Here is a 24480-nt window from a genome sequence, read left to right as displayed (position 1 = left end):
GGGGTACCTCCCAGCCCTGTCGGGTTGGGAGGTACCCCCACGCGCCCCTGGTTGCGTACCCGCTAGGAGCTGTCCGGCCGATCATGTGACTGTCGCTTGGTCTGCTCGTTGTCCCGCATATGGGGCGGGGTGAACGCGGTGATCTGTCGGACGCGGAGTGGGAGCGGCTGCGGCCGTTCCTACCGGTGAGCAACGGTCGGTGCGGGCGGTGGCGTGATCACCGGCAGGTGATCGACGGGATTCTGCACCGTGTTCGGACCGGGGTGCACTGGCGGGATCTGCCTGAGCGGTTCGGGCCGTGGAAAACGGTCTACGAGCGCCATCGGTTGTGGTCGGCTGACGGCACCTGGGAACGGTTGCTGCAGCAGGTCCAGTCCGCAGCCGACGCGGCCAGTGAGATCGACTGGGACATCTCGGTGGACTCGACCATCGTGCGCGCGCACCAGCACGCGGCCGGCGCCCGCACCGAGCCACCGCCGGCCCTTGCCAGCCCAAAGGGGGACGAGGCGCTGGAACACCAGGACGAAGCTCCGTGGCAGAGCCTCGTCGCCCGGCTGGTGGAGGTGGTGCGGGAGGCGAGGGCCTGGGCCGTTCACGCGGCGGCTTCACCAGCAAGATCCACCTGAGCGCGGACGGGTTCTGTCGCCCGCTGTCCGTGATCGTCACGCCGGGGCAGCGGGCCGACTGCACCCAGTTCGTGCCGGTGCTGGAGAAGATCCGGGTCCCCCGGATCGGGTCGGGCAGGCCCCGTAAGAAGCCCGACAGCGTCGCTGCCGATAAGGCCTACAGCAACGGTCCTTGCCGTGAGTACCTGCGGCGGCGCGGCATCCGGCACACGATCCCGGAGAAGGCCGACAGCCAGGCCGCCCGCCTGCGCAAGGGATCGCGAGGCGGGCGGCCACCGGGGTTCGACGAGGAGCGGTACAAGAAGCGCAACACCGTCGAGCGGGCCATCAACAGGCTGAAGAACTCCCGCGCCGTCGCGACCCGTTACGACAAGCGCGGTTACGTCTTCCTCGGCACCGTCACCGCGGCTGCCCTCGTCATCTGGCTTCGAACCTGACCGCGTGCCACGGGGGCTCGGGCACTGTGGCGCCCGGGGCCAGCACCAAGCCCGCTGCCGCGAGGAAGTCTTCAAGGCTGATGATGCCGCTGTCGGTGCCGTCGTCCCACTCGATCAGGAGTCCCGAGTGGCCCTCGTTCCAAGACTCCGGACTGTCATCGAAGTCAGGGCCGGGATGCCACTCGACGCTGCCCTCACCATGCCGGTATCGGAGATACAGGTACTGGCCGTCCGCCGTCCAGGCATCCCACTGTGATGGGTATGCAGAACACGTCTGCACAACCCGTGCCAGCTTCCGCCCCTCGTCCGTACTCATCCGACGATGGTCGCGCACCATCAGTCACCCGGCAATCGACTTCAGGCCGTCGCCAAAGGCGCCTCAAGCAGCAGCCAGACGCACGCCATCAATGATCGGCCGGACAGCTCCTAGTCGGCCTTGCGCCGCTGCCGCCCCGTCCCGTAGTTGGAGCCGCTCTTCGACCCGGAGCCCGGCTTCGCCCGCCCGGACGCCTTGCCGATGAAGCCCGCCGCCATCTGCGAACTCCCGCCGCCGGGGCGCTGCTTGGGCCGGGGGCGGCGCGGGTTGCCACTCATGTCGACGTCCTTGGGCAGCCCGCCGCCGGAACGCTTCGCCGGGCGGCGTCGCGCCTCGCCGTCCACCGGCTTGGCCCCGCCGCGCCCACGGCCACGGCTCTCCGTGCGCTCGGCAGCGGGAGCAACAGAAGCCACGGGCGCCACCGCCGCCGGAACGGGAAGCATGACCGCCACCCCGGACGGCGTCCTCGCGCCGGTGATGCGCTTGAGCTCGCCGTCCTCGGGGCGGACCTTGGTGATGGTGGGCCGGATGCCGGCGATGCTCATCAGGCGGTTGACCTCGCGGCGCTGCTCGGGCAGCACCAGGGTGACCACGGTGCCGGACTCGCCGGCCCGCGCGGTGCGGCCGCCGCGGTGCAGGTAGTCCTTGTGGTCGATCGGCGGGTCGACGTTGACGACCAGGTCGAGGCCGTCGATGTGGATGCCGCGGGCGGCGACGTTGGTGGCGATCAGCGCGGTGACCTGGCCGTCGCGGAACTGGTCGAGGACCCGGTTGCGCTGCGGCTGCGACTTGCCGCCGTGCAGCGCGGCGGCGACCACGCCGTGGGCGCGCAGCTGCTTGGCGAGCCGGTCGGCGCCGTGCTTGGTGTGCACGAACATGATCACCCGGCCTTCGCGGGCGGCGATCCGGGCGGTGGTCTCGGCCTTGTCGGCGGGGTCGAGCTGGAGCAGGTGGTGGTCCATGGTGGTGACGGCACCGGCCGACGGGTCCACCGAATGGGTGACGGGGTCGCTGAGGAAGCGGTTGACCAGCCGGTCCACGTTGCGGTCCAGGGTGGCGGAGAACAGCATCCGCTGCCCACCGTCGGCGACCTGTTCCAGCAGCTTGACGACCTGCGGCAGGAAGCCCATGTCGGCCATCTGGTCGGCCTCGTCGAGGACGGTGATCGCCACGTCGTCCAGGCGCACGTCGCCGCGCTGGATCAGGTCGTCCAGTCGGCCGGGGGTGGCCACCAGCACCTCGGTGCCGCGGCGGACCTGGTTGGCCTGGCGGGTGATCGACATGCCGCCGACCACGGTGGTGATCCGCAGGCCGAGCACCCCGGCGTAGGGGGCGAGGGCGTCGGTGACCTGCTGGGCGAGCTCACGGGTGGGGACCAGCACCAGGGCCAGCGGGTGGCGGGCGGCGGCCCGCTTCCCGGCGGTGCGCACCAGCAGCGGCAGGCCGAACGCCAGGGTCTTGCCGGAGCCGGTGCGGCCGCGGCCGAGGACGTCGCGTCCGGCCAGCGCGTCCGGCAGGGTGGCGGCCTGGATCGGGAACGGCTCGGTCACGCCCTGCGCGCCCAGTTCCTTCAGCAGCCCGGCGGGGAGGTCCAGTTCGGCGAAGCTTGCGGCCGGCGGGCGGGACGGGGTGCCCTGCACGGTCGTGAAGTCCTCGGCGGGCGCGGCCACCGGCGCGGCACCCCGGCGCGGCCGGCGCGGCTGCTCGGTACGCGGGGCACCACCGCGGGGCGCGCCGGTACGCGGGGCAGCGCTGCGGGGCGCGCCGGTGCGCGGCTTCCCACTGCGGGTGCGCGGCTTGTCGGCACGGGGCTGTTCACCCCGCGAGCTCGACTTCTCGGCGCGCGGACGGGACTGTTCGGACATGCGTGTTCCTCTTCCTGAGGGCCTTCGGCCGACGCGTGCGGCAGCACGGCGGCGGGGGATCGGCCGTCAGGGGGAAAAAGGCGCCGCCCCGGCCGTCGGGCGGCATGGGCGAGGGCCCGTACCGTGGAGGTACGGGCCCTCGCCTGCGTCAGACTGAGTCGGCGTAGGCCGGGACTCAGATGGCGCGGATGTTCTCCGCCTGCGGGCCCTTCTGGCCCTGGGTGACGTCGAACTCGACCTTCTGGCCCTCGAGGAGCTCACGGAAGCCGGTGGACTGGATGTTCGAGTAGTGGGCGAAGACGTCGGCGCCGCCGCCGTCCTGCTCGATGAAGCCGTAGCCCTTTTCGCTGTTGAACCACTTCACGGTGCCGGTAGCCATAACCGTCTCCACTTTCACTGGGGCGTTGGGGCACACACCTCGTGAGCCCCACGTAGCCGCGATCCCCATCCGGAGACTAAACACCGGACAAAACAAATGCGCCTGTGGTTGGAACCAGCAGGCGCACACACACGTTCATGGGAACCAATACTGCAACTGCTTCGACAATAGCACGGTCCCCCTCGTCAACGGCGGCAAAAGTTCCGCTGGTCACACCGTGTTTCGCCGCGACGCCAAGGGGGCATGCGATCCGGTTGGACCGCATGCCCCCTTTCACTCAGGGCTACCTGGCGCTACCGCCGGGCCCGCCCGCCAGGCGCCCGTCAGGCCCGCCCGGCAGGCTGCGGCTCGCGCTCGCCGACGAGCTCGGGGCCGTGGTCGGGCATCGCGCCGTGCCCGGGCCACCAGGCCTTCTTGCCGAGCAGCGCGGTGATCGCCGGGGTGAAGAACATCGCCATCACGAAGGCCGCCAGCACGATGCCGATGGCCAGCGCGAAGGCCAGCTCGGCGAAGAGCACGTTGCCGGCCAGCATGAAGGTCGCGAAGGACGCCGCCAGGATGAAGCCGGCTGCGGCGACGGTCGGACCGGCGTGCCGGATCGCCTCCTTGGCCGCCTCGCGGGGGTTGCGGCCCTCGCGGGCCTCCTCGCGGAGCCGGGCGATGATCAGGATGTTGTAGTCGGTGCCGATCGCCACCACGAACAGGTAGATGAAGATCGGCAGCATGAACATCAGGCCGGACTCGGAGCCCAGCTTGAGGAAGGCCACCGTGGTGGCGCCCAGGGTCGCCGCGAAGCCGAGGCCGACCGAGGCCATCAGGTACCAGGGCGCGACCACGCTGCGCAGCTGGAGGCCCAGGATCAGCAGGATCAGCACACCCGCCACCGGGAAGACCAGCTTGTAGTCGTGCGCCATCGCCAGGTTGATGTCCTTGTACACCGAGGAGGTGCCGCCGACCAGCGCCTCGCTGCCGACCGGGGCGGCCGGGTGGGCGGCGGAGCGCAGCTTGGTGACGGTGTCGATCGCGGCGTTGCTGGCCGCGGAGTCCTTGAGCACCACGACGAAGTCGGCGGTGGTGCCGTCCTCGCTGAGCTTGGGCTCGGGCTGGACGGCGGCGACGCCGGGGACCTGGCCGAGCTTGGCGCCGAAGCCGTCCAGCGCGGCCGGGTCGAGCTTGCCGCCGCCCTTGGTGCCGGTGGTCAGGAAGACGTGCGTGGGGTCGGCCGCGCCCTCGCCGCCCTTCTTGCTGAGAGTGTCCAGGACGACCATGGACTCCTTGTCCTTCGGCATCATGCTCTTCGCCATGTCGAAGGTGCCCTGGTAGCCGAGGCCGGCCAGCGAGAGGACCACCAGCAGGCCGCCGGAGATCAGCGCGACCAGGCCGGGGCGACGGCTGACCGCCTTGCCGAGCTTGTGGAAGCGGGCACCCTCGGGCTCCTGCATCCACTTGCGGCCGGGCCAGAACACCGCCTTGCTGGAGGTCACGGCCAGCAGCGCGGGGGTCAGGGTGAGCGAGGCCAGCGCGGTGACGATCACCGAGATCGCCAGTGCCGGGCCGAGCGCGGTGAACATGCCGAGCTCGGAGAGCAGCAGCACCGCGAAGGCGACGGTGACCGCGCCGGCGGCCGAGGCGATCGCCTCGCCGACCCGGCCGACGCCGTTGGCCACGGCGGCCTTGCGGTCGTCACCGGCCCGCAGGCGCTCGCGGTAGCGGAACATCAGGAACAGGAAGTAGTCGGTGCCGACGCCGAGGATCACCACGATGTCGATCGCCGAGGCGATCGGCGAGGACTTCAGGTCGAACGCCTTGGTGACGAAGGCGATCAGGCCGGAGGCGGCGATCATCGGGAACAGCGACAGCAGCACCGGCAGCCAGCCGACCAGGATGCCGCGGAAGATCACGCCGACGATGACCACGATCAGGACGATGGTGGCGAACATGGTGATCGCGTCGGTGGCGCTGGAGGACTCCTTCTGGTCCAGCCCCATCGCGACCGGACCGCCGACCTGGTACTTCAGCGCGGTGCCGTTGGCGAGCGCCTTGCCCTCCTCACGCAGGTCCTTGGCGGCCTTCGTGGCATCGTCGGTCTGGATCTTCGTCTTGTCGATCGAGACCATGCCCAGGGCGTACTGCCCGTCGGGCGAGAACGTCTTCCCCTCGACCGGGGGGATGATCTGCTCGACCAGCGGGATGTGCTTGTCGGTCAGGCCCTTGACGACCTTGGCCATGTCGGCCTTGTCGGCGTCGGTGAGCACGGCGCCGTCCTTGCGCTCGAACAGCAGGAGGGCGCTGGGGGAGAACTCGGCCGGGAACTTGTCCTGCTGGACCACCGCGGCCCGGATGGACTCGTAGTGCTTCGGCAGGAACTCTGACTCGTCGGTCGAGGCGCTGATCTTCGGAGCGGTGGCGATCAGGGCTATGGAGCCGATCACCCACGCGATGATCACCCACCAGGCCCGCTTGACGACGAAGTGTCCAAGTCGGTGGAACATGCTCGAAATGCCTCCCCTGGGCATGGTTCACCGCAGCCGGGGGACGAGGTACCGGGCAACGGCTGGACCGGCGCGCGAATCCCTCAACAGGGCCTAGCCGGTCGGCAGGTAAGTAGCAGCGAGCAGCTTACGGGACCTTGCTTGCCGCCCGGCAAGTGGTTTTCGCGTGTGCCCCCTAGGGGCGGCCACGGAGCCTGCCCCCGCACTATCGTCACCGGGCCGCACCCCTTCCCACCTCGTGCGTGGGGTGGAGATCGCTCCCCCTCAGGGTGGACGCCCGGTTGCCCTCAAGGAGGAGACCCCGACCCCGGGGGTGGGGTTAACCCCCTACTCCCCCCTGGGGGCAGGGCCAGGGAAAAGTCGGTGACTAGCCGGATGGTTCGTCAGAACCCCAGCTCATAGCGTCTGTTGTGCCGCCGGAAGCAGCCCAGCGGCTCACCGACCCGGGCGGCCCGCACCCGCCCGAAACCCCTGGGGGACAACCACCGTGAAGCATGGAATCGCCGCCACGATGGGCGCCTGGAGCGCCCGTCACAGAAAGACCGCGGTCTTCGGCTGGCTGCTCTTCGTCGTCCTCGCCGCCTACCTCGGCGGAGTGCACGGCTCCACCAAGATCACCGAGTCCGAGCAGATGCCGGGCCAGGTCGCGCAGGCCGCCAGGATTCTGGACGAAGCAGGCATCAAGTCGCCGGCCGGTGAGACCGTCCTGGTGCAGAGCCGCACGATGACGGCCGACGACGCGTCCTTCAAGGCGGTCGTGGACCAGGTCGCCACCGCCGTCCGGGCCACCGGCAAGGCCGGGGAGCTGCACAGCCCGTACGAGACGGGCGCGATCTCCGCCGACAAGCACTCGGCGCTGATCCAGTTCACGGTGCTCGGGGAGGACAACCAGGCGGCCGTCGCCAACGTGCCGCCGGTGATGGACGCGGTGACGGGCGTGCAGAAGCAGCACCCCGAGCTGCTGGTCGAGGAGTTCGGCCAGGCCAGCGCCGGCAAGTGGTTCAACGAGCAGTTCTCCACGGACTTCGCCCGCGCCGAATGGACGGCCGTGCCGCTCGCCCTCGGCATCCTGCTGATCGCCTTCGGCGCGCTGGTGGCCGCGGTCCTCCCGGTGGTGCTGGCCATGACCGCCTTCGTCGCCGCCTCCGGCCTGGTCGCGCTCTCCTCCGGCGTGCTGCACACCAGCAACGACGCCTCCTCGGTGATGCTGCTGGTCGGCCTCGCCGTCGGCGTCGACTACTGCCTGTTCTACCTGCGCCGTGAGCGCGAGGAGCGCGCCGCCGGGCACGACTCCGAGACGGCGCTGCGGATCGCCGCCGCCACCAGTGGCCGCGCCGTGCTGGTCTCCGGCATCACGGTCGTGGTCGCGATGGCGGGGATGTTCCTCACCGGCATCGGCACCTTCAAGGCGATGTCCTTCGCCACCATCCTGGTCGTGATCACCGCCGTGCTCGGCTCGCTGACGGTACTGCCCGCCCTGCTCTCGATGCTCGGAGACCGGGTGGAGAAGGGCAAGGTCCCCTTCCTGCACCGCCTGCGCCGCGATGCAGGCGAGGGCAGCCGGTTCTGGAACGCGGTGCTCACCCCGGTGCTGCGCCGCCCGCTGGCCGCCGCCGCTCTGGCCACCGCCGCCCTGCTGGCGATCGCCGCACCGATGCTCACCATGCACACCGCCAACCTGACGTTCCAGCAGCAGCTGCCCAAGGACAACACCCTGGTGGCCGTCTCGCAGCGGATCCAGGACGCCTTCCCCGGCAGCCCCTCCCCCGCCCATGTGGTGGTCAAGGCGCGGAACATCTCCTCGCCCGAGATGACGCAGGCCCTCGCCGATCTCCAGTCCAAGGCCCTCGCCACCGGCAAGATGCACGGCCCGACCTCCCTGACGGTGCACGCCGAGCAGAACGTCGCCACGGTCGACATCCCGCTCAACGGCAGCGGCAACGACACCACCTCCGCCGAGGCGCTGAAGGCCCTGCGTGAGCAGGTCTTGCCCGCCACGGTCGGGAAGATCGCCGGCGCCGAGGCCCCGGTCACCGGCAGCACCGCCGCCTCGGTCGACTTCAACAAGCAGATGTCCGGCTCGATGCTCCCGGTCTTCGGGTTCGTGGTCGCCTTCGCCTTCCTGCTGATGCTCTGCTCGTTCCGCTCGCTGTCCATCGCCGTCACCGCCGTCATACTCAACCTGCTCTCGGTCGGCGCCGCCTACGGCGTGCTGACGCTGGTCTTCCAGCACGGCATCGGCGCCTCGCTGATCGGCACCGCCGGCGTCGGCGCGGTGGAGAGCTGGATCCCGCTGTTCCTGTTCGTGATCCTGTTCGGCCTGTCGATGGACTACCACGTCTTCGTGGTCTCCCGGATCAAGGAGGCGTACGACCGCGGCCTGCCCACCGGCGCGGCCGTCGCCCACGGCATCCGCACCACCGCCGGTGTGGTCACCAGCGCCGCCGTGATCATGGTCGGAGTGTTCGCGGTCTTCGGGACGCTCTCCATGCAGGTGATGAAGCAGATGGGTGTCGGCCTCGCCGTCGCCGTCCTGATCGACGCCACGGTGATCCGCGCCGTCCTGCTCCCCGCCGTGATGTCCCTGCTCGGCGACCGGAACTGGTACCTGCCGCGCTGGCTGCGCTGGCTGCCCCGCCTCGAGGGCGAGGCGCCCGCCGCCGCCCCGGCCGGCACCGGCACCCACCACGGCCGCGGCGAGCACGAGCTGGTCGGCTGACACCGCCACCCCTCCCTCCTGGGTACGCCCCCGGTTCGCCGACAATGAGCAGGTGATTTTCGACGAATCGGGGGCCCAGGCCCTCCTGCAGCAGGCGTGCGCCCCGGCCGGTGTCGACCCGGCCGGGGCCACGCTCATTTCGCTCGGCCAGAACGCCGTCTTCGACCTGCCGGAGCTCGGCCTGGTCGCCAAGGTCGGCCGCACCCCCGGCTCCGCCGACCGGGCCGCCCGCGAGCTCGCGCTGGCCGGCTGGCTGGACGGCGCGGGCGTACCGGTGGTCCGCCCGGCGGAGCCCGTCGTGCACCTGGCCCAGGAGCACCCCGTCACGCTGTGGCACCGGCTGGAGCCCGCCGTCCGCCCGGCCCGGCCCGCGGACCTCGCCCCGCTGCTGCGCGCCCTGCACGCCCTGCCCGCGGAGCCGGCCCCGCCGGTGCCGCTCGGCCGGCGCGATCTCCTCGCCCCGGTGGACAGTTGGCTGGCGACTGCGGAGGGTCACATCGATCCGGCCGACGTGGCATTCCTCCGTGACCGGAAAGAGACCTTTGTCACCGCTATTTCCGAATTGACCCCTTTCCTCCCCTCCGGTCCGATCCACGGCGACGCCCTGCCGCGCAACGTCCACCTCACCCCCACCGGCCCGGTGCTGCTCGACCTGGAGTACATGGCCTCGGACCTGCGCGAGCACGACCTGGTGGTGCTGGCCCTCAGTCAGGACCGGTACGGCGTACCGGCCGAGGAGGTCGCGGCGTTCAACGCGGCCTACGGGTGGGACGTCCGCGAGTGGCCCGGCTTCGCGGTGCTGCGCGGCGCCCGGGAGACCGCGAGCGCCGCGTGGGTGGCGCAGCAGACGCCCGGTAGCCCGTCCGCTCGAACCGAGTTCCGTCGCCGCGTCAACTCGCTGCGTGACGGCGAGGCGGAAGTACGCTGGTTCGCGTTCTGACCGCTTCCGTTCGGTGCCCGCCTTGTGGCGCAGCGCACACCCGGACGGAACCACCTCGGCCGTACCTGGCGTCGTCGTAGTCGACCGGACGCCCCGCCGCATGCGGCAGGTACGGCCTCAGGAGTCGTCCATGCTGAAGTCCCGCATCCCCGCCCGTCGTCGTTCTCTTCTTCTCGGTGCCACCGCACTGCTCACCCCGGCTCTGCTGGTGGCGTGCGGTGCGCACGGCTCCCCCTCCGCGGCGGGGGCAGCCGCGCAGCACTCGGCCTCGCCGAGCACGAGCACGAGCACGAGCGCGACCACGGGCGGCGGCGGGGCTTCCTCGGTGGCGGCCCGGCCGACGCCGAGCGAGAGCACCTCGTCCCCGTTCGCCTCGCCGAGCCAGGATCCGGTGCCCAGCAAGGCGCCCGCGCCGAGCACCGTCCCGTCCACCCCGGCCACGCCCGGCACCGGCGCCTCGCAGCCGTCCGGCGGGCAGCAGAGCCACGCCCCGGCCACCCACGTGCTGGCGCACACCGCCTCCGGCGGCAGGACTGTGGCGCTGACCTTCGACGACGGCCCGGGCCAGGCCACCGGCCAGGTGCTGGACCTGCTGGCGCAGTACGACGCGAAGGCGACGTTCTGCGAGATCGGTGACAACGCGCAGGCGCACCCGGCGATGGTCAAGCGGATCGTCGCCGAGGGCCACCGCCTGTGCGACCACACCGTGGACCACCCGCAGCCGATGCACACCCAGTCGCACCAGCAGCAGGTGGCGGAGATCGCCGACGCCAAGACGCAGATCGAGAACGCGGCCGGCGGCAACGCGCCGATCACCTGGTGGCGCGCCCCGGGCGGCGACTTCACCGCCGAGAACGAGAAGATCGGCGCCGACCAGGGCATGAAGTCCCTCGGCTGGTCGGTGGACCCGCGCGACTGGTCCCGCCCGGGCGTGCAGTCGATCGTCACGAACGTCCAGCAGAACCTCCGCCCGGGCGGCGTGGTGCTGATGCACGACGGCGGCGGCGACCGCACCCAGACCGTGGCGGCCCTGAAGCAGCTGCTGCCGTGGCTGGTGGCGCAGGGCTACACTTTCGACTTCCCGCAGTCCTGACCGACCTTTTGGCCTGGGCGCCCTGACGTTCCGTCGGGGCGCCGTCGTCGTATCGCGGGCCCCTTCCTCCGACGACCGCAGGAGCAGCGTGCCGGCCTTCGTGCACCGCGTCACCAAGTACGACCCCGCCAACCGCGACGAGCGTGGCCGCTACCTGGGCGACGACGACACCGACAGCGACCGCGGGCCGATCGAGGCGGCGTACCTGCAGGCGGTGTCCGCGTTCGCCGCGGAGTGCGGCATCGACCGGCTGAGCGTCCGCGAACCGGAGGCCTCCTTCTTCGCGGCGGCCGAGGACGGGGGCAGCCTGGAGGCCCTGTTCCCGGGCCTGCGGGGGTTCCACGACGGCGCGGAGGTCTCCCTCGAGGTCGCGCTGGAGCTGGTGCGGATGATGCTCCGCGGCGGCGAGGGCTGGTGCAGGCTGGAGGCCGCCGGTGACGAGTTCTTCGTGCACATCGGCTGGGACCAGTACCTGTACCTCGGCACCGACCGCCCGTGCGGGCGTGCCATCGCCCACACTCGGCAGCTCGGTCTGTTCCCGGAGCTGATCGCGGATTCGCCCTACGCGGAGGAGCCGGACGAGCCGGGTCCGCAGCGACCCGCCGACGAGGAGTTCTGGGCGCGGGTGCGCCGGCTGGTCGCCGAAGGGCAGGCGGGCGTGCTGGAGGAGGGGTACGTCCAGAACGCTTCCCACTGGCACCGCCTGACCTCCGACACGATCGACACGGTGCGTGCGGGCCTGGCGCCGCGCGCGATGCTGACGCTCTGGCCGCCGCTGTCCACCGACGTCGCGGCCGTGCTGGCCTCGCTCCCCGAGGACGACCGGATGGAGTTCGTCTGGGAGGACCCGGCGGGCACGATCAGCAGCGTCCACGCGGACGCTGAGCAACGCGAGGAGTTGGCGGTCCTGGTGACGGGCGCGCGGGCCGCTGCCGCGCTGCCGACCACGGTCGACGAGCACCGGCCGCTGGCGAGCGCGGTGCTGCCGGACGCGGACGGCGTACTGCGGGCCCGCTGGCGGACCACCTGGTCGCCCTGCGACCGGACCTGGGCGTTCCTGAGCGCGCTGCGCCCGGGCCAGGTCGTCACCGGCACGGTCACCGGGGTCGCCGACACCGTCACCTTCGTGGACGTCGACGGCTTCACGGCGCGGATCCGCCAACCGGAGCTGTCCTGGCGGCCGTTGCGCCACCCGTCGGATCTCGTCCCGGTGGGTCAGGAGGTCACGGCCGAGGTGCTCGGCACCGACCTGGTGCGCGAGGAGCTGTATCTGTCACTGAAGGCCCTTCAGGACAACCCGCTCAAGCAACTGGCCGACCGCGTCGGCGAGTTGGTGGACGGCGTGGTGACGAAGGTGCTGCCGTTCGGCGTCTTCGTGCGGGTCGAGGACCGGCCGGACGGTCTCCAGGGGTTGGTCCCCACCGCCGAGCTGGCCGGGGAGGCCGTTCAGGTCGGCGACCCGCTGGCTGTGCGGATCCTCGAAGTGGACCTGGCCCGGCAGCGGTTCCTGCTGTCCCGCCGCCGGGCGCTCACCTGATCGACGGCCGAAGCGTCCTCAGGACGCCGCCTTGAGCGGCCACCGCGGGTCCACGGTGGCGGCCGGGTCCTTGCGGCGCAGCCAGTCCTGCAGGCCGGTGGCCCAGTCGCGGTACCAGTCGATCTGCCGCCGGTGCAGTTCGTCCAGCGGCAGGTCGCCGGCCTGTTCGGGGTAGCGGTGGCCGAGGGCGACGGCGACCCGGACGGCGGCGAGTGCGTCGCTGCCGGCCTCGTGGGCGTCGTGGAGTTCGACGCCGTAGACCTCGCAGACCCGCTGGAGGGTGCGTGAGCCCTTGCGGTACTTGTCGAGGGCGCGGTCGACGACCATGGCGTCCACCACGGGGGTGACCGGCCCGCCGAGGCGTTCGGCGAGGGTGGGGCGGCCGTGGCGGCGCAGTTCGGCGTCGAGCAGCGACAGGTCGTAGGGCGCGTTGAAGGCGACCACGGGCCGCCCGGCGGCGAGCCGCTGGTGCAGGGCGCGGGCGATCTCCTCGATCGCCTCGGCGGCGGGCCGGCCGTGGGTGCGGGCCTCGGTGTCGGTGATGCCGTGGATGGCGGTGGCCTCGGCGGGTATCGGAACGCCGGGGTCGATCAGCCAGTTGGTGGACGTTTCGACGCGGCCGCCGAGGGTGTCGACCACGGCGGCGGTGACGATCCGGGACTCCTGCGGGTCGGTGCCGGTGGTCTCCAGGTCGAATCCGGTGAGTGGCCCCTTCCACCAGGTCATGGGGTGTGTCCTTCCGTCAGCACTGCCAAGATGCGGACCATCATCGCGTGCCGCTGTGACAGCGCCGACGGCGCGTCCCGCCCGCGGGCGGCAACGGTGCCGGTCAGGAGACCGCGCGGGAGTCCCCCCAGAGGTCCTCGAACTCCTCCCGGTAGACCTCCAGCAGCCCCGGTTCGGTGCCGCCGGCCTCCTGTCCGGCGCCGCCGCGCAGCACCAGGGCGGGCGATTCGATGCCGCGGGCCCGGCGCAGGTAGGGCTGGATCACGCCGAGGTCGGTGGAGCGCCGCCGGCCGCCCGCGCCGGTGGTGCGCTGGCCCTCGACCAGGTAGGCGGTGAACCGGGGCAGTTCGTCGAACACCCGGATCTCGAAGCTGCCGGGGTCGCGCAGCCGGGCCCGCACCCGCCGCACGTGCATGATGTTCATCTCCACCGAGCGCCCCAACTCGCCGCGCCCGAGGCCGAGTTCGCGTTCGCGTCGGCGGACGGCGCTGCTCGCGGGGTTGAGGAACAGCAGCCGCATCCGGCAGCCGTCGCCGGCCAGCCGCACCAGGCGCTTGCCGGTGTAGTTCTGGCAGAGCAGGCCGAGGCCGATGCCGACGGCGTCCAGCCGCCGGGCGCCGTCGAGCAGGTCCTCGACGGGCAGGTCGCGCTGCAGGCGGACCCGGTCGGGGTGGACGGCGACCACGTCGGCGTAGCGGCCGGCCACGAGTTCCTCGACCACGTCGGCGGGCACGCCGCCGTGCGCGCCGTCGAGCAGGGCGAGCAGCCGGGCGGCGGCCCGTTCGGTCTGGTCGAGGACGGTCTTCGTCAGCGCCCGGTTGCGGGAGACCACGTGCCGGGCGACCTCCAGTTCGTCGAGGGCGAGTTCGATCTCCCGGCGGTCCACCAGGTGCGGTTCGAACAACGGCCAGTGCTGGACCATCAGTTCGCGCAGCTGCGGCAGGGTGAGGAAGACCAGCGGGTCGTCGTCGACGGGGTCGAGCAGGTAGCCCTTGCGGCGGGAGACCTCGCGGACGGCGGCGGCCCGGTGCACCCATTCCTCGCCGGCCGGTCCGGCGGCGGCGGTGACCCACTCCTCGCCGTGCGCGGGCGCGTAGACGGGGTGCAGCACCTCGTGCACCAGGGCGCGCATCCGCTGTTCGACCAGGTTGAGCCAGACGTAGGCGCGGCCGGCCAGCCGGACCCGGCGGTAGGCGCCGTCCCACTGGTCGGCGGCCCAGGCGGGCGGCATGCCCTCGGCGGGGCCGCCCTGCGGGGGCAGCGCTCCGCGTCCGCCGGTGCGGACGACCAGTGTCGGGGCCTCGCTGCCACCGGCCCGCGGGTCGGGTCCGTCGCCGCCGGCGGGGAACGCCATCCGCTACCTCACCTCTCGCCCGCCGCCCCTGGGCCGACGGCCTGTCCGCTGACTCGCCATGCCGGCCCCTGGTCGTCGGCCGCACGGGCCCGGGGTTCTCGCGGTCCGGACGATCAAGGGTATCGCCCTCCGTGGCCGCGACACAGCCCTCTTGACAGCTCGCGCACCGGCAATCGACGGTCCGTCAGGGCCCTGCTGTCCGACCCGACATCCGGGACACCCGTTCGGGCGAACAACGGGCGAATGGGCCCCGATGGGCACGGCGTTCGGCCGTCCGGCGGGGAGTATGCGGGTGTGCCGTGCGTCCGGCCCGATCGCGCCGCCGACGCCCCGCACATGCTCGGGCGCTCCGCCGGGTGACCACCCGCAGGGGCGCCGATTGGCGTCTGGCACAGGGAAGTCGAGGACACATGCAGGTCTGGCCGGGACAGCCCTACCCGCTCGGCGCCACCTACGACGGCGCCGGCACCAACTTCGCGGTGTTCTCCGAGAGCGCGGACCGGATCGAGCTCTGCCTGATCGCCGAGGACGGCTCGGAGACGGCCGTCGAACTGCGCGAGACCGACGCCTTCGTCCGCCACGCGTACCTGCCGGGCGTGCACCCGGGCCAGCGGTACGGCTTCCGGGTGCACGGCCCGTACCAGCCGGGCCTGGGCCTGCGGCACAACGCCTCGAAGCTGCTGCTGGACCCGTACGCGAAGGCGATGGGCGGCCACATCGACTGGGACGAGTCGGTGTACGGCTACCACTTCGGCGCCCCGGAGCGCCGCAACGACCTGGATTCGGGGCCGCACACCATGCACTCGGTGGTGATCAACCCGTACTTCGACTGGGGCACCGACCGGCCGCCGCACACCGACTACCACCGCACGGTGGTGTACGAGGCGCACGTGAAGGGCCTGACCAAGCTGCACCCGGGCATCCCGGAGGGGATCCGCGGCACCTATGCGGGCCTGGCGCACCCGGCGGTGATCGAGCACCTGGCGAAGCTGGGCGTCACCGCGATCGAGCTGATGCCGGTGCACCAGTTCGTCCGCGACCACCGGCTGCGCGACCTGGGGCTGTCCAACTACTGGGGCTACAACACGGTCGGTTTCTTCGCCCCGCACTCCTCGTACTCCTCCACGGGCGACCGGGGGCATCAGGTGCAGGAGTTCAAGTCGATGGTGAAGGCGCTGCACGCGGCCGGTATCGAGGTGATCCTCGACGTGGTCTACAACCACACCGCGGAAGGCAGCCACCTCGGCCCGACGCTGTCCTTCCGCGGCCTGGACAACGCCTCGTACTACCGGCTGGCGAAGGACCAGCGGTTCTACGAGGACACCACCGGCACCGGCAACTCGCTGCTGATGCGCTCGCCGCACGTCCTTCAGATGATCATGGATTCGCTGCGTTACTGGGTCACCGAGATGCACGTGGACGGTTTCCGCTTCGACCTGGCGGCGACGCTGGCCCGGCAGTTCCACGAGGTGGACCGGCTGTCCTCGTTCTTCGACCTGGTCCAGCAGGACCCGGTGGTCTCGCAGGCCAAGCTGATCGCCGAACCCTGGGACCTCGGCGAGGGCGGCTACCAGGTCGGCAACTTCCCGCCGCTGTGGACGGAGTGGAACGGCAAGTACCGCGACACCGTCCGCGACTTCTGGCGCGGCGAGTCGGCCACCCTGGCCGAGTTCGGCTCCCGGCTCACCGGCTCCTCCGACCTGTACCAGGACGACGGCCGCCGCCCGATCGCCTCGATCAACTTCGTCACCTGCCACGACGGCTTCACCCTGCGCGACCTGGTGTCGTACAACGACAAGCACAACGAGGCCAACCGGGAGGACAACCAGGACGGCGAGTCCTTCAACCGGTCGTGGAACTGCGGCGTCGAGGGCGCCACCACCGACCCCGGCGTGCTCGACCTGCGCGCCCGCCAGCAGCGCAACTTCATCGCCACCCTGATGCTCTCCCAGGGTGTGCCGATGCTCTCGCACGGCGACGAACTCGGCCGCACCCAGCACGGCAACAACAACGCCTACTGCCAGGACTCCGAACTGACCTGGCTGGCCTGGCCGAACCGCGCCGGAGAGGCCGGGGAGGCCGGGGAGCAGGCCGACACCCGGCTGCTGGAGTTCACCCAGGGCATGATCTGGCTGCGCCGCGACCACCCGGTCTTCCGCCGCCGCCGGTTCTTCCACGGCCGCCCGGTCTCCGGCACTCACGACGCGCTGACCGACATCGCCTGGTTCACCCCGGGCGGCGAGGAGATGACCGAGCAGGACTGGTCGACCTCGTACGCGAAATCGCTGACGGTCTTCCTGAACGGCAACGCCATCTCCGAGCCGGACCGGCGCGGCGGCAAGATCGTCGACGATTCGTTCCTGCTGATGTTCAACGCCCACTCGGAGCCGATCGCCTTCACCGTCCCGGCCGGGCACGGCGAGGTCTGGCAGGTCGTCGTCGACACCTCGCTGCCCGCCCTCCCCGCCCCCGGCACCGGCCCGCGCGCCAAGGCCGGCGACACCCTGCACCTGCCGGACTACTCCCTGCTGGTCCTCCAACGGCCCGCCTGACGCCGCCCGATCGGGGCAATCGGCGGTAGGCCTCCGGCCGTCCGGGTAGGGATGCGGCTATGACGTCAGCCGCCGCGCGCCCTTCCACGGCCCGCTTCCCGACGGCCACCTACCGGCTCCAGCTGCAGCCGGAGTTCACCCTGCACGACGCCCGCCGGGCGGTGCCGTACCTGGCGGCGCTCGGCGTCTCGCACCTGCACCTGTCGCCCCTGCTGGAGGCGGTGCCGGGCTCCACGCACGGCTACGACACGGTCGACCACGGCCGGATCGCCGAGCAGCTGGGCGGCGAGAGGGCGCTGCGCGAACTCTCCGCGCAGGCCCGGCGGCACGGCCTGGGCCTGATCGCGGACGTGGTGCCCAACCACATGGCGCTGCCGGTGCCCGAACAGCTGAACCGGCCACTGTGGCAGGTCCTGGCGAACGGCCCGGACGACCCGTTCGCCGCCTGGTTCGACATCGACTGGACGTCCCAGCCGGGCCCGGTCGACGCCCCCGGGCGCGGCCGGCTGCTGCTGCCGCTGCTCGGCGACCGGCTGGGCGTGGAACTCGACCGGCTGACGGTGGACGGCGAGGTGCTGCGCTACCACGAGCACGAGTTCCCGCTGCGCCCCGGCACCGCGCAGCTGCCGCTGCCGCAGCTGCTGGAACACCAGTGGTACCGCCTCGCCTGGTGGAAGCTCGCCGACGAGCAGGTCAACTACCGGCGCTTCTTCACCGTGAACGAGCTGATCGCGGTGCGGATGGAAGTCCCGGAGGTGTTCGAGGCGACGCACGCGGTGCTGCTGCGGCTGCACCGCGAGGGCGTCCTGGACGGCTTCCGGATCGACCACCCGGACGGGCTGGCCGACCCGCGCGGCTACCTGCGGCGCCTGGCCGAGGCCACCGGCGGCGCGTACACGGTGGTGGAGAAGATCCTCACCGGCGAGGAGCGGCTGCCCGCCGACTGGCCGTGCGCGGGCACCACCGGCTACGACGCGCTGCGCCGGATCGACGGGGTGCTGACCGACCGCCGGGGCGCGGAGAAGCTGGCGGTCGCCTACCGGCGCGACGTCGGCGACCGGACGGACGCGGCGGCGTCGGCGCTGATCGGCCGGGCCGAGATGGTCGCGCCGGACGGGGCGCTGTCGGCCGAGACCGACCGGCTGGTGCGCCTGGTGGAGCGGATCTGCGCGGACGGCCCCGAGCTGGCCGACCACTCGCCGCTGGCGGTGCGCCGGGCGCTGGAGACCCTGCTGACCGAGTACCCGGTGTACCGCCCGTACGTGGTGCCGGGCGAGCCGGCCCCGCCGGAGGCCGCCCGGGCGCTCGCCCTGCCCGAGGAGGCGTCGGACGCCGAGCGGCTGGTGCACCTGCTCGCCCTCGGGGAGCTGGGCCGCTCCCCCGCCAAGGACGAGTTCTGCCACCGCTTCGGCCAGACCGCCTCGGCGGTGTCGGCCAAGGGTGTCGAGGACACCGCGTTCTACCGGTTCAACGCGCTGCTGTCGCTGAACGAGGTCGGCGGCCTGCCCGAACACCCGGGCGTGCCGCCGGCCGACTTCCACCGCTGGTGCGAGTGGCAGGAGCAGCACTGGCCGCACGCGATGACGGCACTGTCCACGCACGACACCAAGCGCAGCGCGGACGCCCGGGCCCGGCTCGCGGTGCTGGCGGAGCTGCCCGAGGCGTGGGCGGCGGAGTGCGCGGCGTGGACGGTGGCGGCCGGGCCGTGCCCGGACCGGGCCTCGGCGTGGCTGCTGTGGCAGACCCTGCTGGCGGCGTGGCCGCTGTCCGAGGAGCGGCTGCTGGGCGTGCTGCTGAAGTCGGTGCGGGAGGCGAAGCGCCGGACCTCGTGGACGGAGCCGGACGAGCCGTTCGAGCAGCGGCTCGCACAGTACGCGCGCGGGGCGCTGGCCAACCCGGGGCTGTGTCCGCGGATCGCCGGGTTCGTCGGGATGCTGGAACCGTTCGCCCGGGTGAACTCGCTGTCGGCGGCGCTGCTGCACCTGCTGGTGCCGGGCGTGCCGGACGTGTTCCAGGGCGGCGAGGAGCCGCTGTACACGCTGGTCGATCCGGACAACCGGGCGCCGGTGGACCTGGACGCGCTGGCGGTGCGGCTGACCGACGCGGCCGCGCCGCGCCCCGGCGACCTGGCCCGGGAGAAGCTGCACCTGACGAAGACCGCCCTGCACCTGCGCCGGGAGGGCGCGCTGGGCCGCTACCGCCCGCTGGCGGGGGTGGGCCCGGCGGCCGAGCACCTGGTGGCGTTCGCCCGCGGCAGCCGGGTGCTGGGCGCGGCGACCCGGCTGCCGTACGGGCTGCACCGGGCGGGCGGCTGGGACAGCACCCTGCTGGAACTGCCGCCGGGCCGCTGGACGGACCGGTTGACGGGCCGCCACTTCGTCGGCGGGCCGGTCGAACTGTCGTATCTGTTCCAGCAGTTGCCGGTGGCGCTGCTGGTCGAGGGGGCCTGATGCGGTACCGGGTGTGGGCACCGGCGGCCAAGGTGGTCGAGGTGGAGGTCGGGGCGATCCCGTACCTGTTGGAGCGCGATGCGGCGCACCCGGGCTGGTGGCACGGGGACGGCCCGGACGGCGACTACGGCTTCCGGCTGAACGGCGGCCCGGCGCTGCCCGACCCGCGCTCGCCCCGGCAGCCGTTCGGCCCGGACGGGCTGAGCCGCCCGGTCGACCACGCCGCGTTCCGCTGGTCCCCGACGGCCTGGCGGGGCCGCCCGCTGCCGGGCACCGTGGTCTACGAGCTGCACGTGGGCACCTTCACCGCCGAGGGCACCTTCGACGCGGCCGCCGCCCGCCTCGACCACCTGGTCGAACTCGGCGTGGACTTCGTCGAGTTGATGCCCGTCTGCCCGTTCCCCGGCCGCTCCGGCTGGGGCTACGACGGGGTGTCGCCCTGGGCGGTGCACGAGCCGTACGGCGGCCCCGACGGGCTGAAACGCTTCGTGGACGCGGCGCACCTGCGCGGCCTCGGCGTGATCCTGGACGTGGTGCACAACCACCTCGGCCCGTCCGGCAATTACCTGCCCCGGTTCGGCCCGTACTTCACCGACCGGCACCACACCCCCTGGGGCGCGGCGGTGAACCTGGACGCGCCGGGCTCGGACGAGGTGCGGGCGTACCTGATCGGCAGCGCGCTGGCCTGGCTGCGCGACTACCGGATCGACGGGCTGCGGCTGGACGCCGTGCACGCGCTGGCGGACGGCCGGGCGCTGCCGTTCCTGGAGGAACTGGCCGCCGCCGTCGAGGAGTTGGCGCAGGCGACCGGGCGTCCGCTGTTCCTGGTCGCCGAGTCGGACCTGAACGATCCGCGCACCACCGCACCCCGGCCGGCCGGCGGACTCGGGCTGAGCGCGCAGTGGAGCGACGACTTCCACCACGCCCTGCACGCGCTGCTGACCGGCGAGAGCCAGGGCTACTACGCGGACTTCGCGGCCGACCCGTGGACGGCGCTCACCAAGACACTCACCAACGGGTGGTTCCACGACGGGAGTTGGTCCTCCTTCCGGGGCCGCTCCCACGGCCGCCCGTTCCCGGCGGCCTACGGGCACCGGCTGCTGGGCTACGCGCAGACCCACGACCAGATCGGCAACCGGGCCACCGGCGACCGGCTCTCCGCCGCACTGCCGCCCGGCCGGCTGGCCGCCGCGGCCGCGCTGGTCCTGACGTCCCCGTTCACGCCGATGCTGTTCATGGGCGAGGAGTGGGGGGCGTCCACCCCGTGGCAGTACTTCACCGACCACACCGACCCGCAGCTCGCCGAGGCCGTCCGGCAGGGCCGCCGCCGGGAGTTCGCCGAGCACGGCTGGCGCGCCGAGGACGTCCCCGACCCGCAGGATCCGGCCACGGTGCGCGCCTCCACCCTGGACTGGTCCGAGCCGCAGCGCGCCCCGCACGCCGAACTCCTCGCCTGGTACCGGGCGTTGATCCGGCTGCGGCGCGCCGCGCCCGAACTGGCGTCCGGCGACCTGGCGGCCGTGCGGGTGCGGCACGACGCGGCGGCGGGCTGGCTGGCCGTGCACCGCAGCCGCTACCGGGTGCTGGTCAGGATCGGCGGCGAGCAGCCCGCGGCCGTCCCGCTGGAGGGCGAACTCGCCGCGCTGGAAGCCGCGTTCGGCGAGGTGCGGCCCGGCCCGAACGGCACGGTGCTGCTCGGGCCGGACGCGGCGGCGGTGCTGCGCACGGCCTGAACCACCGGCCGCTTCACTGGAGGAAGCTTGCGATCCGGGCGTGCAGGTGGGCCGCGTCCAGGCCGTACGCCGTCAGGTGCTCGGGCAGCGAGCCGTAGTGCCGGTGCTCGGCCACCGGCACGCCCAACCCGAGGACCCGGTGCGGCAGGTGCTCCAGCGCCAGGTGCGCCTCGCGCTCCGAGGTGCCCGCCAGGTACGGCTCGACCAGCACCACGTCGGCCCGGCCGCCGACCGCCGCCCGCAGGCCCGCCGCGTCGAACGGCCGCACGGTGCTCGCGTACAGCACCGTCACGTCCAGCGTCTCGGTGGCCTCCAGCACCTCGTCCAGCATCGGGCCGACCGCCAGGACCACGCCGCGGCCGCCCTCCCGGACCGTCAGGAACTTCCCCGGCACGATCGGCCGGGCCTCACGGTTCTGCTGGACCGACAGCCGCACGTACTGCAGGCTGTCGCCGGCCGCGACGGCGTGGCGCAGCAGCAGGTCGGCCTCGGCGGGGTGGCCGGGGACGTGCACGTTCCAGTCGGGGAGGGTGTCCAGCAGGGCGACGTCGCCGGGCGCCATGTGGGTGCGGCCGCCGGCCGGCCAGTCGTAGGAGCCGGCCGCGCTCACCAGCACCGCTCCGACACCCTGGTGGTTCAGGTCCAGCTTCACCTGCTCGAAGGGCCGCTCGATCAGGAAGCTGGCGAAGGTGTGCGCGATCGGCCGCATCCCCGTCAGCGCCAGGCCGCCGGCGACGCCGATCAGCAGCTGCTCGCGGATGCCGACGTTCACCACCCGGTCCGGATGGGCGCGGGCCGCCTCGGGGAACTGGGCGGCGCCGATGTCGGCGAGCACCAGGACGGTGCGCGGGTCCTGGTCGAGCAACTCGGTGGTGGTGAGCGCGAACTGGTCGCGCATCGTGAACTCCTGGGTGATCATGGCCTGGTGTCTCCGCTCTCGGCTGTGCTCGGGTGCTCGGCTGTGCTCGGATGCTCTCGGTGCTCGGGTGCTCAGTTCTTGGGTTCGACGCGGGCCACCACCACGTGCGGGCGGCCGGGGTGCGGGGTGGTGTACGCCCGGTACAGCTCCTCGTGGTCGCGGCCGTCCACGGCGGCCGCGGACCAGCCCTCGCCGGCGAACCGGGCCGCGATGCCGCCGCTCCAGCCGTGGGTGGCCGAGGAGTTGTCGATCACCACGACGTGCAGCCGCTCCAGGCCGTACGCCCCGGCGAACGCCACCGCCTCATGGTTGCTGCCCTCGTCGAACTCGGCGTCCCCGACCAGCACCCACACCGCCGGGGCGTCCAGGCCCTGCGCCCGCAGGCCGAGCGCCGTGCCGACGGCCAGCGGCAGCCCGTGCCCCAGCGACCCGGAGCCGATCTCCGCGCCCGGCACCAGCAGTCGGTCCGGGTGGTGGCCGAGCGGCGAGTCGTACGCCCCGAAGCTCGACAGCAGCTCCACCGGGAAGAAGCCCTTCGCGGCCAGCACCGCGTAGTACGCCATCGGGCCGTGGCCCTTGGACAGCAGGAACCGGTCCCGGTCGGGGTCCTCCGCGGTGGCCGGGCCGACCCTCAGCACCCGGTCGTACAGCACCCACAGGGCGTCCAGGGTGGAGGTGGCGGCCGGCGTGTGCTTCTCGTCGCCGGTCATCAGGGAGATCAGGTGCGGCAGGTCGGTGAAAGCCAGCCCGGTGGAAGCCATGTCCGCGTGACTGCCGAGAGTGCTCGTTGCTTCGCTCGTCATGGCAACGAGCATCCAACTTCAAGTCCGCTTCAGGTCAAGGGCGTCCGCGGGTAGTCTTCCGGAGCATGACGCCGTCCCGGCACGACCGCCTCACCATCGGCCAGCTCGCCGAACGCAGCGGCCTCGCCACCTCCGCGCTGCGCTACTACGAGAGCCTCGGCCTGATCCATGCCGAACGCACCAGCGGCAACCAACGCCGCTACCCGCGCTCCGCGCTGCGCCGGATCGCCTTCGTCCGGGCCGCCCAGCAGGTCGGCCTCTCGCTGGAGGAGGTCCGCACCGCGCTCGCCCGGCTGCCCGAGAACCGCACTCCCACACCCCGCGACTGGCACACCGTGGCCGCCACCTGGCAGCACCGGATCGACCGGCAGATCGCCGAACTCCAGCTGATGAAAGCCAAGTTGACGGGCTGCATCGGCTGCGGATGCCTCTCCATGAGCCGCTGCGCGCTGTACAACGCCGACGACCGCGCGGGCGCCGCCGGACCGGGCGCCCGCTACCTGCTCACCCGCGACCCGGACCGCGGGCCCGAGCCCGTCACCGATCCGGATGTCGGACCCGACCGGTAGCCTTGCCGCGTTGCCGGGCGACCGGTTTCGGCCATCCGTGGTCGCACCGGTTTCCCGGCCGTCTATGCTGCCCCCGAAAGCGCGTTCCAAGCGACGGGGGGCCGGATATGACCGATCATCAGGAGATTTCGCTGGACTGGATGTCTGGCGACCAGAGTCCGCCGCCGTCCGCCGAGCTGCGCCCGGAGGTTCCGCACCCGGCCCGGATGTACGACTACTACCTCGGCGGCAAGGACAACTTCCCCGCCGACCGGGCCGCCGCCGAACAGGTGATCGCGATCAGCCCGCTGGTGCGGATCAGCGCACTCGCCAACCGCGCCTTCCTGCAGCGCGCGGTGCGCACCCTCGCCGCCGAGCAGGGCATCCGCCAGTTCCTCGACATCGGCACCGGCATCCCCACGGCGGGCAACACCCACGAGATCGCCCAGGCCGTCGACCCCGCCGCCAAGGTCGCCTACCTGGACAACGACCCGATCGTCCTGGTGCACGGCCGGGCCCTGCTGGCCGGCGCCCAGCAGGGCAGCGTCAGCGTCCTGCAGGCCGACCTGCGCGACCCCAGGGCGATCCTCGCCGACCCCGCCGTCCGCGAACTGCTCGACCTCGACCGGCCGGTCGCCCTGATGCTGTTCGCGATCCTGCACTTCATCGACGACGCCGACGACCCGTACACCATCGTCCGCACCCTGATCGATGCCCTGCCCTCCGGCAGCCACCTGGCGCTCTCGCACGCCACCGCCGACTTCATCGACCCGGCGCAGGCCGGGAAGGGCCCGGCCATCTACCGCTCCGCGACCGCCCAGCTCACCATGCGCACCCGCGCGCAGGTCCTGCGCTTCTTCGACGGCCTGGAACTGCTCGAACCCGGCCTGGTCACCGCCCCGCAGTGGCGCCCCGACCAGGACCCGCAGGACACCGACAGCGAGGTCGCCATCTGGGCCGGCGTCGCCCGCAAGCCCTGACGCCGCCTCAA

At 72.4% G+C, this 24480-nt stretch carries 17 protein-coding genes and 1 pseudogene; 10 read left to right on the top strand and 8 right to left on the bottom strand.

Translation table 11 applies throughout. The features are described 5' to 3' along the window. Positions 1-119 precede the first annotated feature (119 nt). Positions 120-1063, top strand: a pseudogene (locus ACFV18_RS24595) (IS5 family transposase). Here ACFV18_RS24595 and ACFV18_RS24590 read toward each other — a convergent pair. The 4 genes from ACFV18_RS24590 to ACFV18_RS24575 form a co-directional block, all read right to left on the bottom strand. Then, positions 1044-1379, bottom strand: a complete 336-nt coding sequence (locus ACFV18_RS24590; RefSeq protein ID WP_380486618.1) for a hypothetical protein — start codon at positions 1377-1379, stop codon at positions 1044-1046. The pseudogene ACFV18_RS24595 and the gene ACFV18_RS24590 overlap by 20 nt on opposite strands. Positions 1380-1489: 110 nt before the next feature. After that, complete coding sequence (locus ACFV18_RS24585) at positions 1490-3244, bottom strand: DEAD/DEAH box helicase (RefSeq protein WP_380486615.1); 1755 nt, start codon at positions 3242-3244, stop codon at positions 1490-1492. A gap of 175 nt (positions 3245-3419) precedes the next feature. Beyond that, positions 3420-3623 (bottom strand): cold-shock protein, encoded by a 204-nt coding sequence (locus ACFV18_RS24580; RefSeq protein ID WP_380486613.1) that lies wholly within the window; start codon positions 3621-3623, stop codon positions 3420-3422. Between the two features lie 323 nt (positions 3624-3946). Next, positions 3947-6115 (bottom strand): MMPL family transporter, encoded by a 2169-nt coding sequence (locus ACFV18_RS24575; protein WP_380486611.1) that lies wholly within the window; start codon positions 6113-6115, stop codon positions 3947-3949. A 511-nt stretch (positions 6116-6626) separates the two neighbouring features. Between ACFV18_RS24575 and ACFV18_RS24570 the strand changes: the two genes are divergently transcribed. The 4 genes from ACFV18_RS24570 to ACFV18_RS24555 all read left to right on the top strand — a co-directional run bounded on the left by ACFV18_RS24570 (position 6627) and on the right by ACFV18_RS24555 (position 12404). Further along, a complete protein-coding gene (locus tag ACFV18_RS24570; RefSeq protein ID WP_380486632.1) occupies positions 6627-8834 on the top strand; it encodes an MMPL family transporter in 2208 nt (735 codons plus the stop codon). 52 nt (positions 8835-8886) lie between these two features. Beyond that, the gene (locus tag ACFV18_RS24565) at positions 8887-9774 is read left to right on the top strand and encodes a phosphotransferase enzyme family protein (protein WP_380486609.1); all 888 of its coding nucleotides are present in this window, start codon (positions 8887-8889) and stop codon (positions 9772-9774) included. A 130-nt stretch (positions 9775-9904) separates the two neighbouring features. Next, a complete protein-coding gene (locus ACFV18_RS24560; RefSeq protein WP_380486607.1) occupies positions 9905-10867 on the top strand; it encodes a polysaccharide deacetylase family protein in 963 nt (320 codons plus the stop codon). A gap of 88 nt (positions 10868-10955) precedes the next feature. Beyond that, complete coding sequence (locus tag ACFV18_RS24555; RefSeq protein ID WP_380486605.1) at positions 10956-12404, top strand: S1 RNA-binding domain-containing protein; 1449 nt, start codon at positions 10956-10958, stop codon at positions 12402-12404. An 18-nt stretch (positions 12405-12422) separates the two neighbouring features. Here the strand turns inward: ACFV18_RS24555 and ACFV18_RS24550 are convergent, their stop codons facing one another. Further along, positions 12423-13130, bottom strand: a complete 708-nt coding sequence (locus ACFV18_RS24550) for an exonuclease domain-containing protein (protein ID WP_380486603.1) — start codon at positions 13128-13130, stop codon at positions 12423-12425. Between the two features lie 103 nt (positions 13131-13233). Further along, a complete protein-coding gene (locus ACFV18_RS24545; RefSeq protein ID WP_380486602.1) occupies positions 13234-14484 on the bottom strand; it encodes an SAV2148 family HEPN domain-containing protein in 1251 nt (416 codons plus the stop codon). Between the two features lie 410 nt (positions 14485-14894). On the opposite strand from ACFV18_RS24545, the gene glgX reads away from it, so the two are divergent. Genes glgX through treZ form a run of 3 tightly spaced genes read left to right on the top strand, consistent with a single transcriptional unit; the run spans position 14895 to position 21219 of the window. After that, a complete protein-coding gene (gene glgX, locus ACFV18_RS24540; protein ID WP_380486600.1) occupies positions 14895-17036 on the top strand; it encodes a glycogen debranching protein GlgX in 2142 nt (713 codons plus the stop codon). Positions 17037-17095: 59 nt separating this feature from the next. Beyond that, positions 17096-19486 carry a malto-oligosyltrehalose synthase gene (gene treY / locus ACFV18_RS24535; protein WP_380486598.1) on the top strand — a complete coding sequence of 797 codons (2391 nt, stop codon included), beginning with the start codon at positions 17096-17098 and terminating at the stop codon, positions 19484-19486. Continuing rightward, positions 19486-21219 (top strand): malto-oligosyltrehalose trehalohydrolase, encoded by a 1734-nt coding sequence (treZ, locus tag ACFV18_RS24530; RefSeq protein ID WP_380486596.1) that lies wholly within the window; start codon positions 19486-19488, stop codon positions 21217-21219. The genes treY and treZ overlap by 1 nt, the downstream gene beginning before the upstream one ends. 13 nt (positions 21220-21232) lie before the next feature. Here treZ and ACFV18_RS24525 read toward each other — a convergent pair whose 3' ends face one another. Both ACFV18_RS24525 and ACFV18_RS24520 read right to left on the bottom strand, forming a co-directional pair. After that, positions 21233-22138, bottom strand: a complete 906-nt coding sequence (locus tag ACFV18_RS24525; RefSeq protein ID WP_380486594.1) for a transketolase family protein — start codon at positions 22136-22138, stop codon at positions 21233-21235. Between the two features lie 71 nt (positions 22139-22209). Then, entirely contained in the window at positions 22210-22941 is a 732-nt protein-coding gene (locus ACFV18_RS24520) for a transketolase (protein WP_380486592.1), read from the bottom strand. Positions 22942-23006: 65 nt separating this feature from the next. On the opposite strand from ACFV18_RS24520, the gene soxR reads away from it, so the two are divergent. After that, positions 23007-23510, top strand: coding sequence for a redox-sensitive transcriptional activator SoxR (gene soxR, locus ACFV18_RS24515; RefSeq protein ID WP_380486591.1), 504 nt, complete (start codon positions 23007-23009; stop codon positions 23508-23510). 107 nt (positions 23511-23617) lie between these two features. Further along, positions 23618-24469 carry an SAM-dependent methyltransferase gene (locus tag ACFV18_RS24510; protein WP_380486589.1) on the top strand — a complete coding sequence of 284 codons (852 nt, stop codon included), beginning with the start codon at positions 23618-23620 and terminating at the stop codon, positions 24467-24469. Positions 24470-24480: the final 11 nt, after the last annotated feature.

Origin of the sequence: Kitasatospora sp. NPDC059673 (assembly GCF_042734215.1) — a bacterium.
GTDB lineage: Bacteria > Actinomycetota > Actinomycetes > Streptomycetales > Streptomycetaceae > Kitasatospora.
This window is presented reverse-complemented; position numbering and strand designations above follow the sequence as displayed.

Bases quoted from the DNA above. Each gene is read 5' to 3' on its own strand.
- ACFV18_RS24590 (WP_380486618.1), bottom strand. From the start codon at position 1,379: ATGAGTACGGACGAGGGGCGGAAGCTGGCACGGGTTGTGCAGACGTGT.
- ACFV18_RS24585 (WP_380486615.1), bottom strand. From the start codon at position 3,244: ATGTCCGAACAGTCCCGTCCGCGCGCCGAGAAGTCGAGCTCGCGGGGT.
- ACFV18_RS24580 (WP_380486613.1), bottom strand. From the start codon at position 3,623: ATGGCTACCGGCACCGTGAAGTGGTTCAACAGCGAAAAGGGCTACGGC.
- ACFV18_RS24575 (WP_380486611.1), bottom strand. From the start codon at position 6,115: ATGTTCCACCGACTTGGACACTTCGTCGTCAAGCGGGCCTGGTGGGTG.
- ACFV18_RS24570 (WP_380486632.1), top strand. From the start codon at position 6,627: ATGGGCGCCTGGAGCGCCCGTCACAGAAAGACCGCGGTCTTCGGCTGG.
- ACFV18_RS24560 (WP_380486607.1), top strand. From the start codon at position 9,905: ATGCTGAAGTCCCGCATCCCCGCCCGTCGTCGTTCTCTTCTTCTCGGT.
- ACFV18_RS24550 (WP_380486603.1), bottom strand. From the start codon at position 13,130: ATGACCTGGTGGAAGGGGCCACTCACCGGATTCGACCTGGAGACCACC.
- ACFV18_RS24545 (WP_380486602.1), bottom strand. From the start codon at position 14,484: ATGGCGTTCCCCGCCGGCGGCGACGGACCCGACCCGCGGGCCGGTGGC.
- glgX (WP_380486600.1), top strand. From the start codon at position 14,895: ATGCAGGTCTGGCCGGGACAGCCCTACCCGCTCGGCGCCACCTACGAC.
- treY (WP_380486598.1), top strand. From the start codon at position 17,096: ATGACGTCAGCCGCCGCGCGCCCTTCCACGGCCCGCTTCCCGACGGCC.
- treZ (WP_380486596.1), top strand. From the start codon at position 19,486: ATGCGGTACCGGGTGTGGGCACCGGCGGCCAAGGTGGTCGAGGTGGAG.
- ACFV18_RS24525 (WP_380486594.1), bottom strand. From the start codon at position 22,138: ATGATCACCCAGGAGTTCACGATGCGCGACCAGTTCGCGCTCACCACC.
- ACFV18_RS24520 (WP_380486592.1), bottom strand. From the start codon at position 22,941: ATGACGAGCGAAGCAACGAGCACTCTCGGCAGTCACGCGGACATGGCT.
- soxR (WP_380486591.1), top strand. From the start codon at position 23,007: ATGACGCCGTCCCGGCACGACCGCCTCACCATCGGCCAGCTCGCCGAA.
- ACFV18_RS24510 (WP_380486589.1), top strand. From the start codon at position 23,618: ATGACCGATCATCAGGAGATTTCGCTGGACTGGATGTCTGGCGACCAG.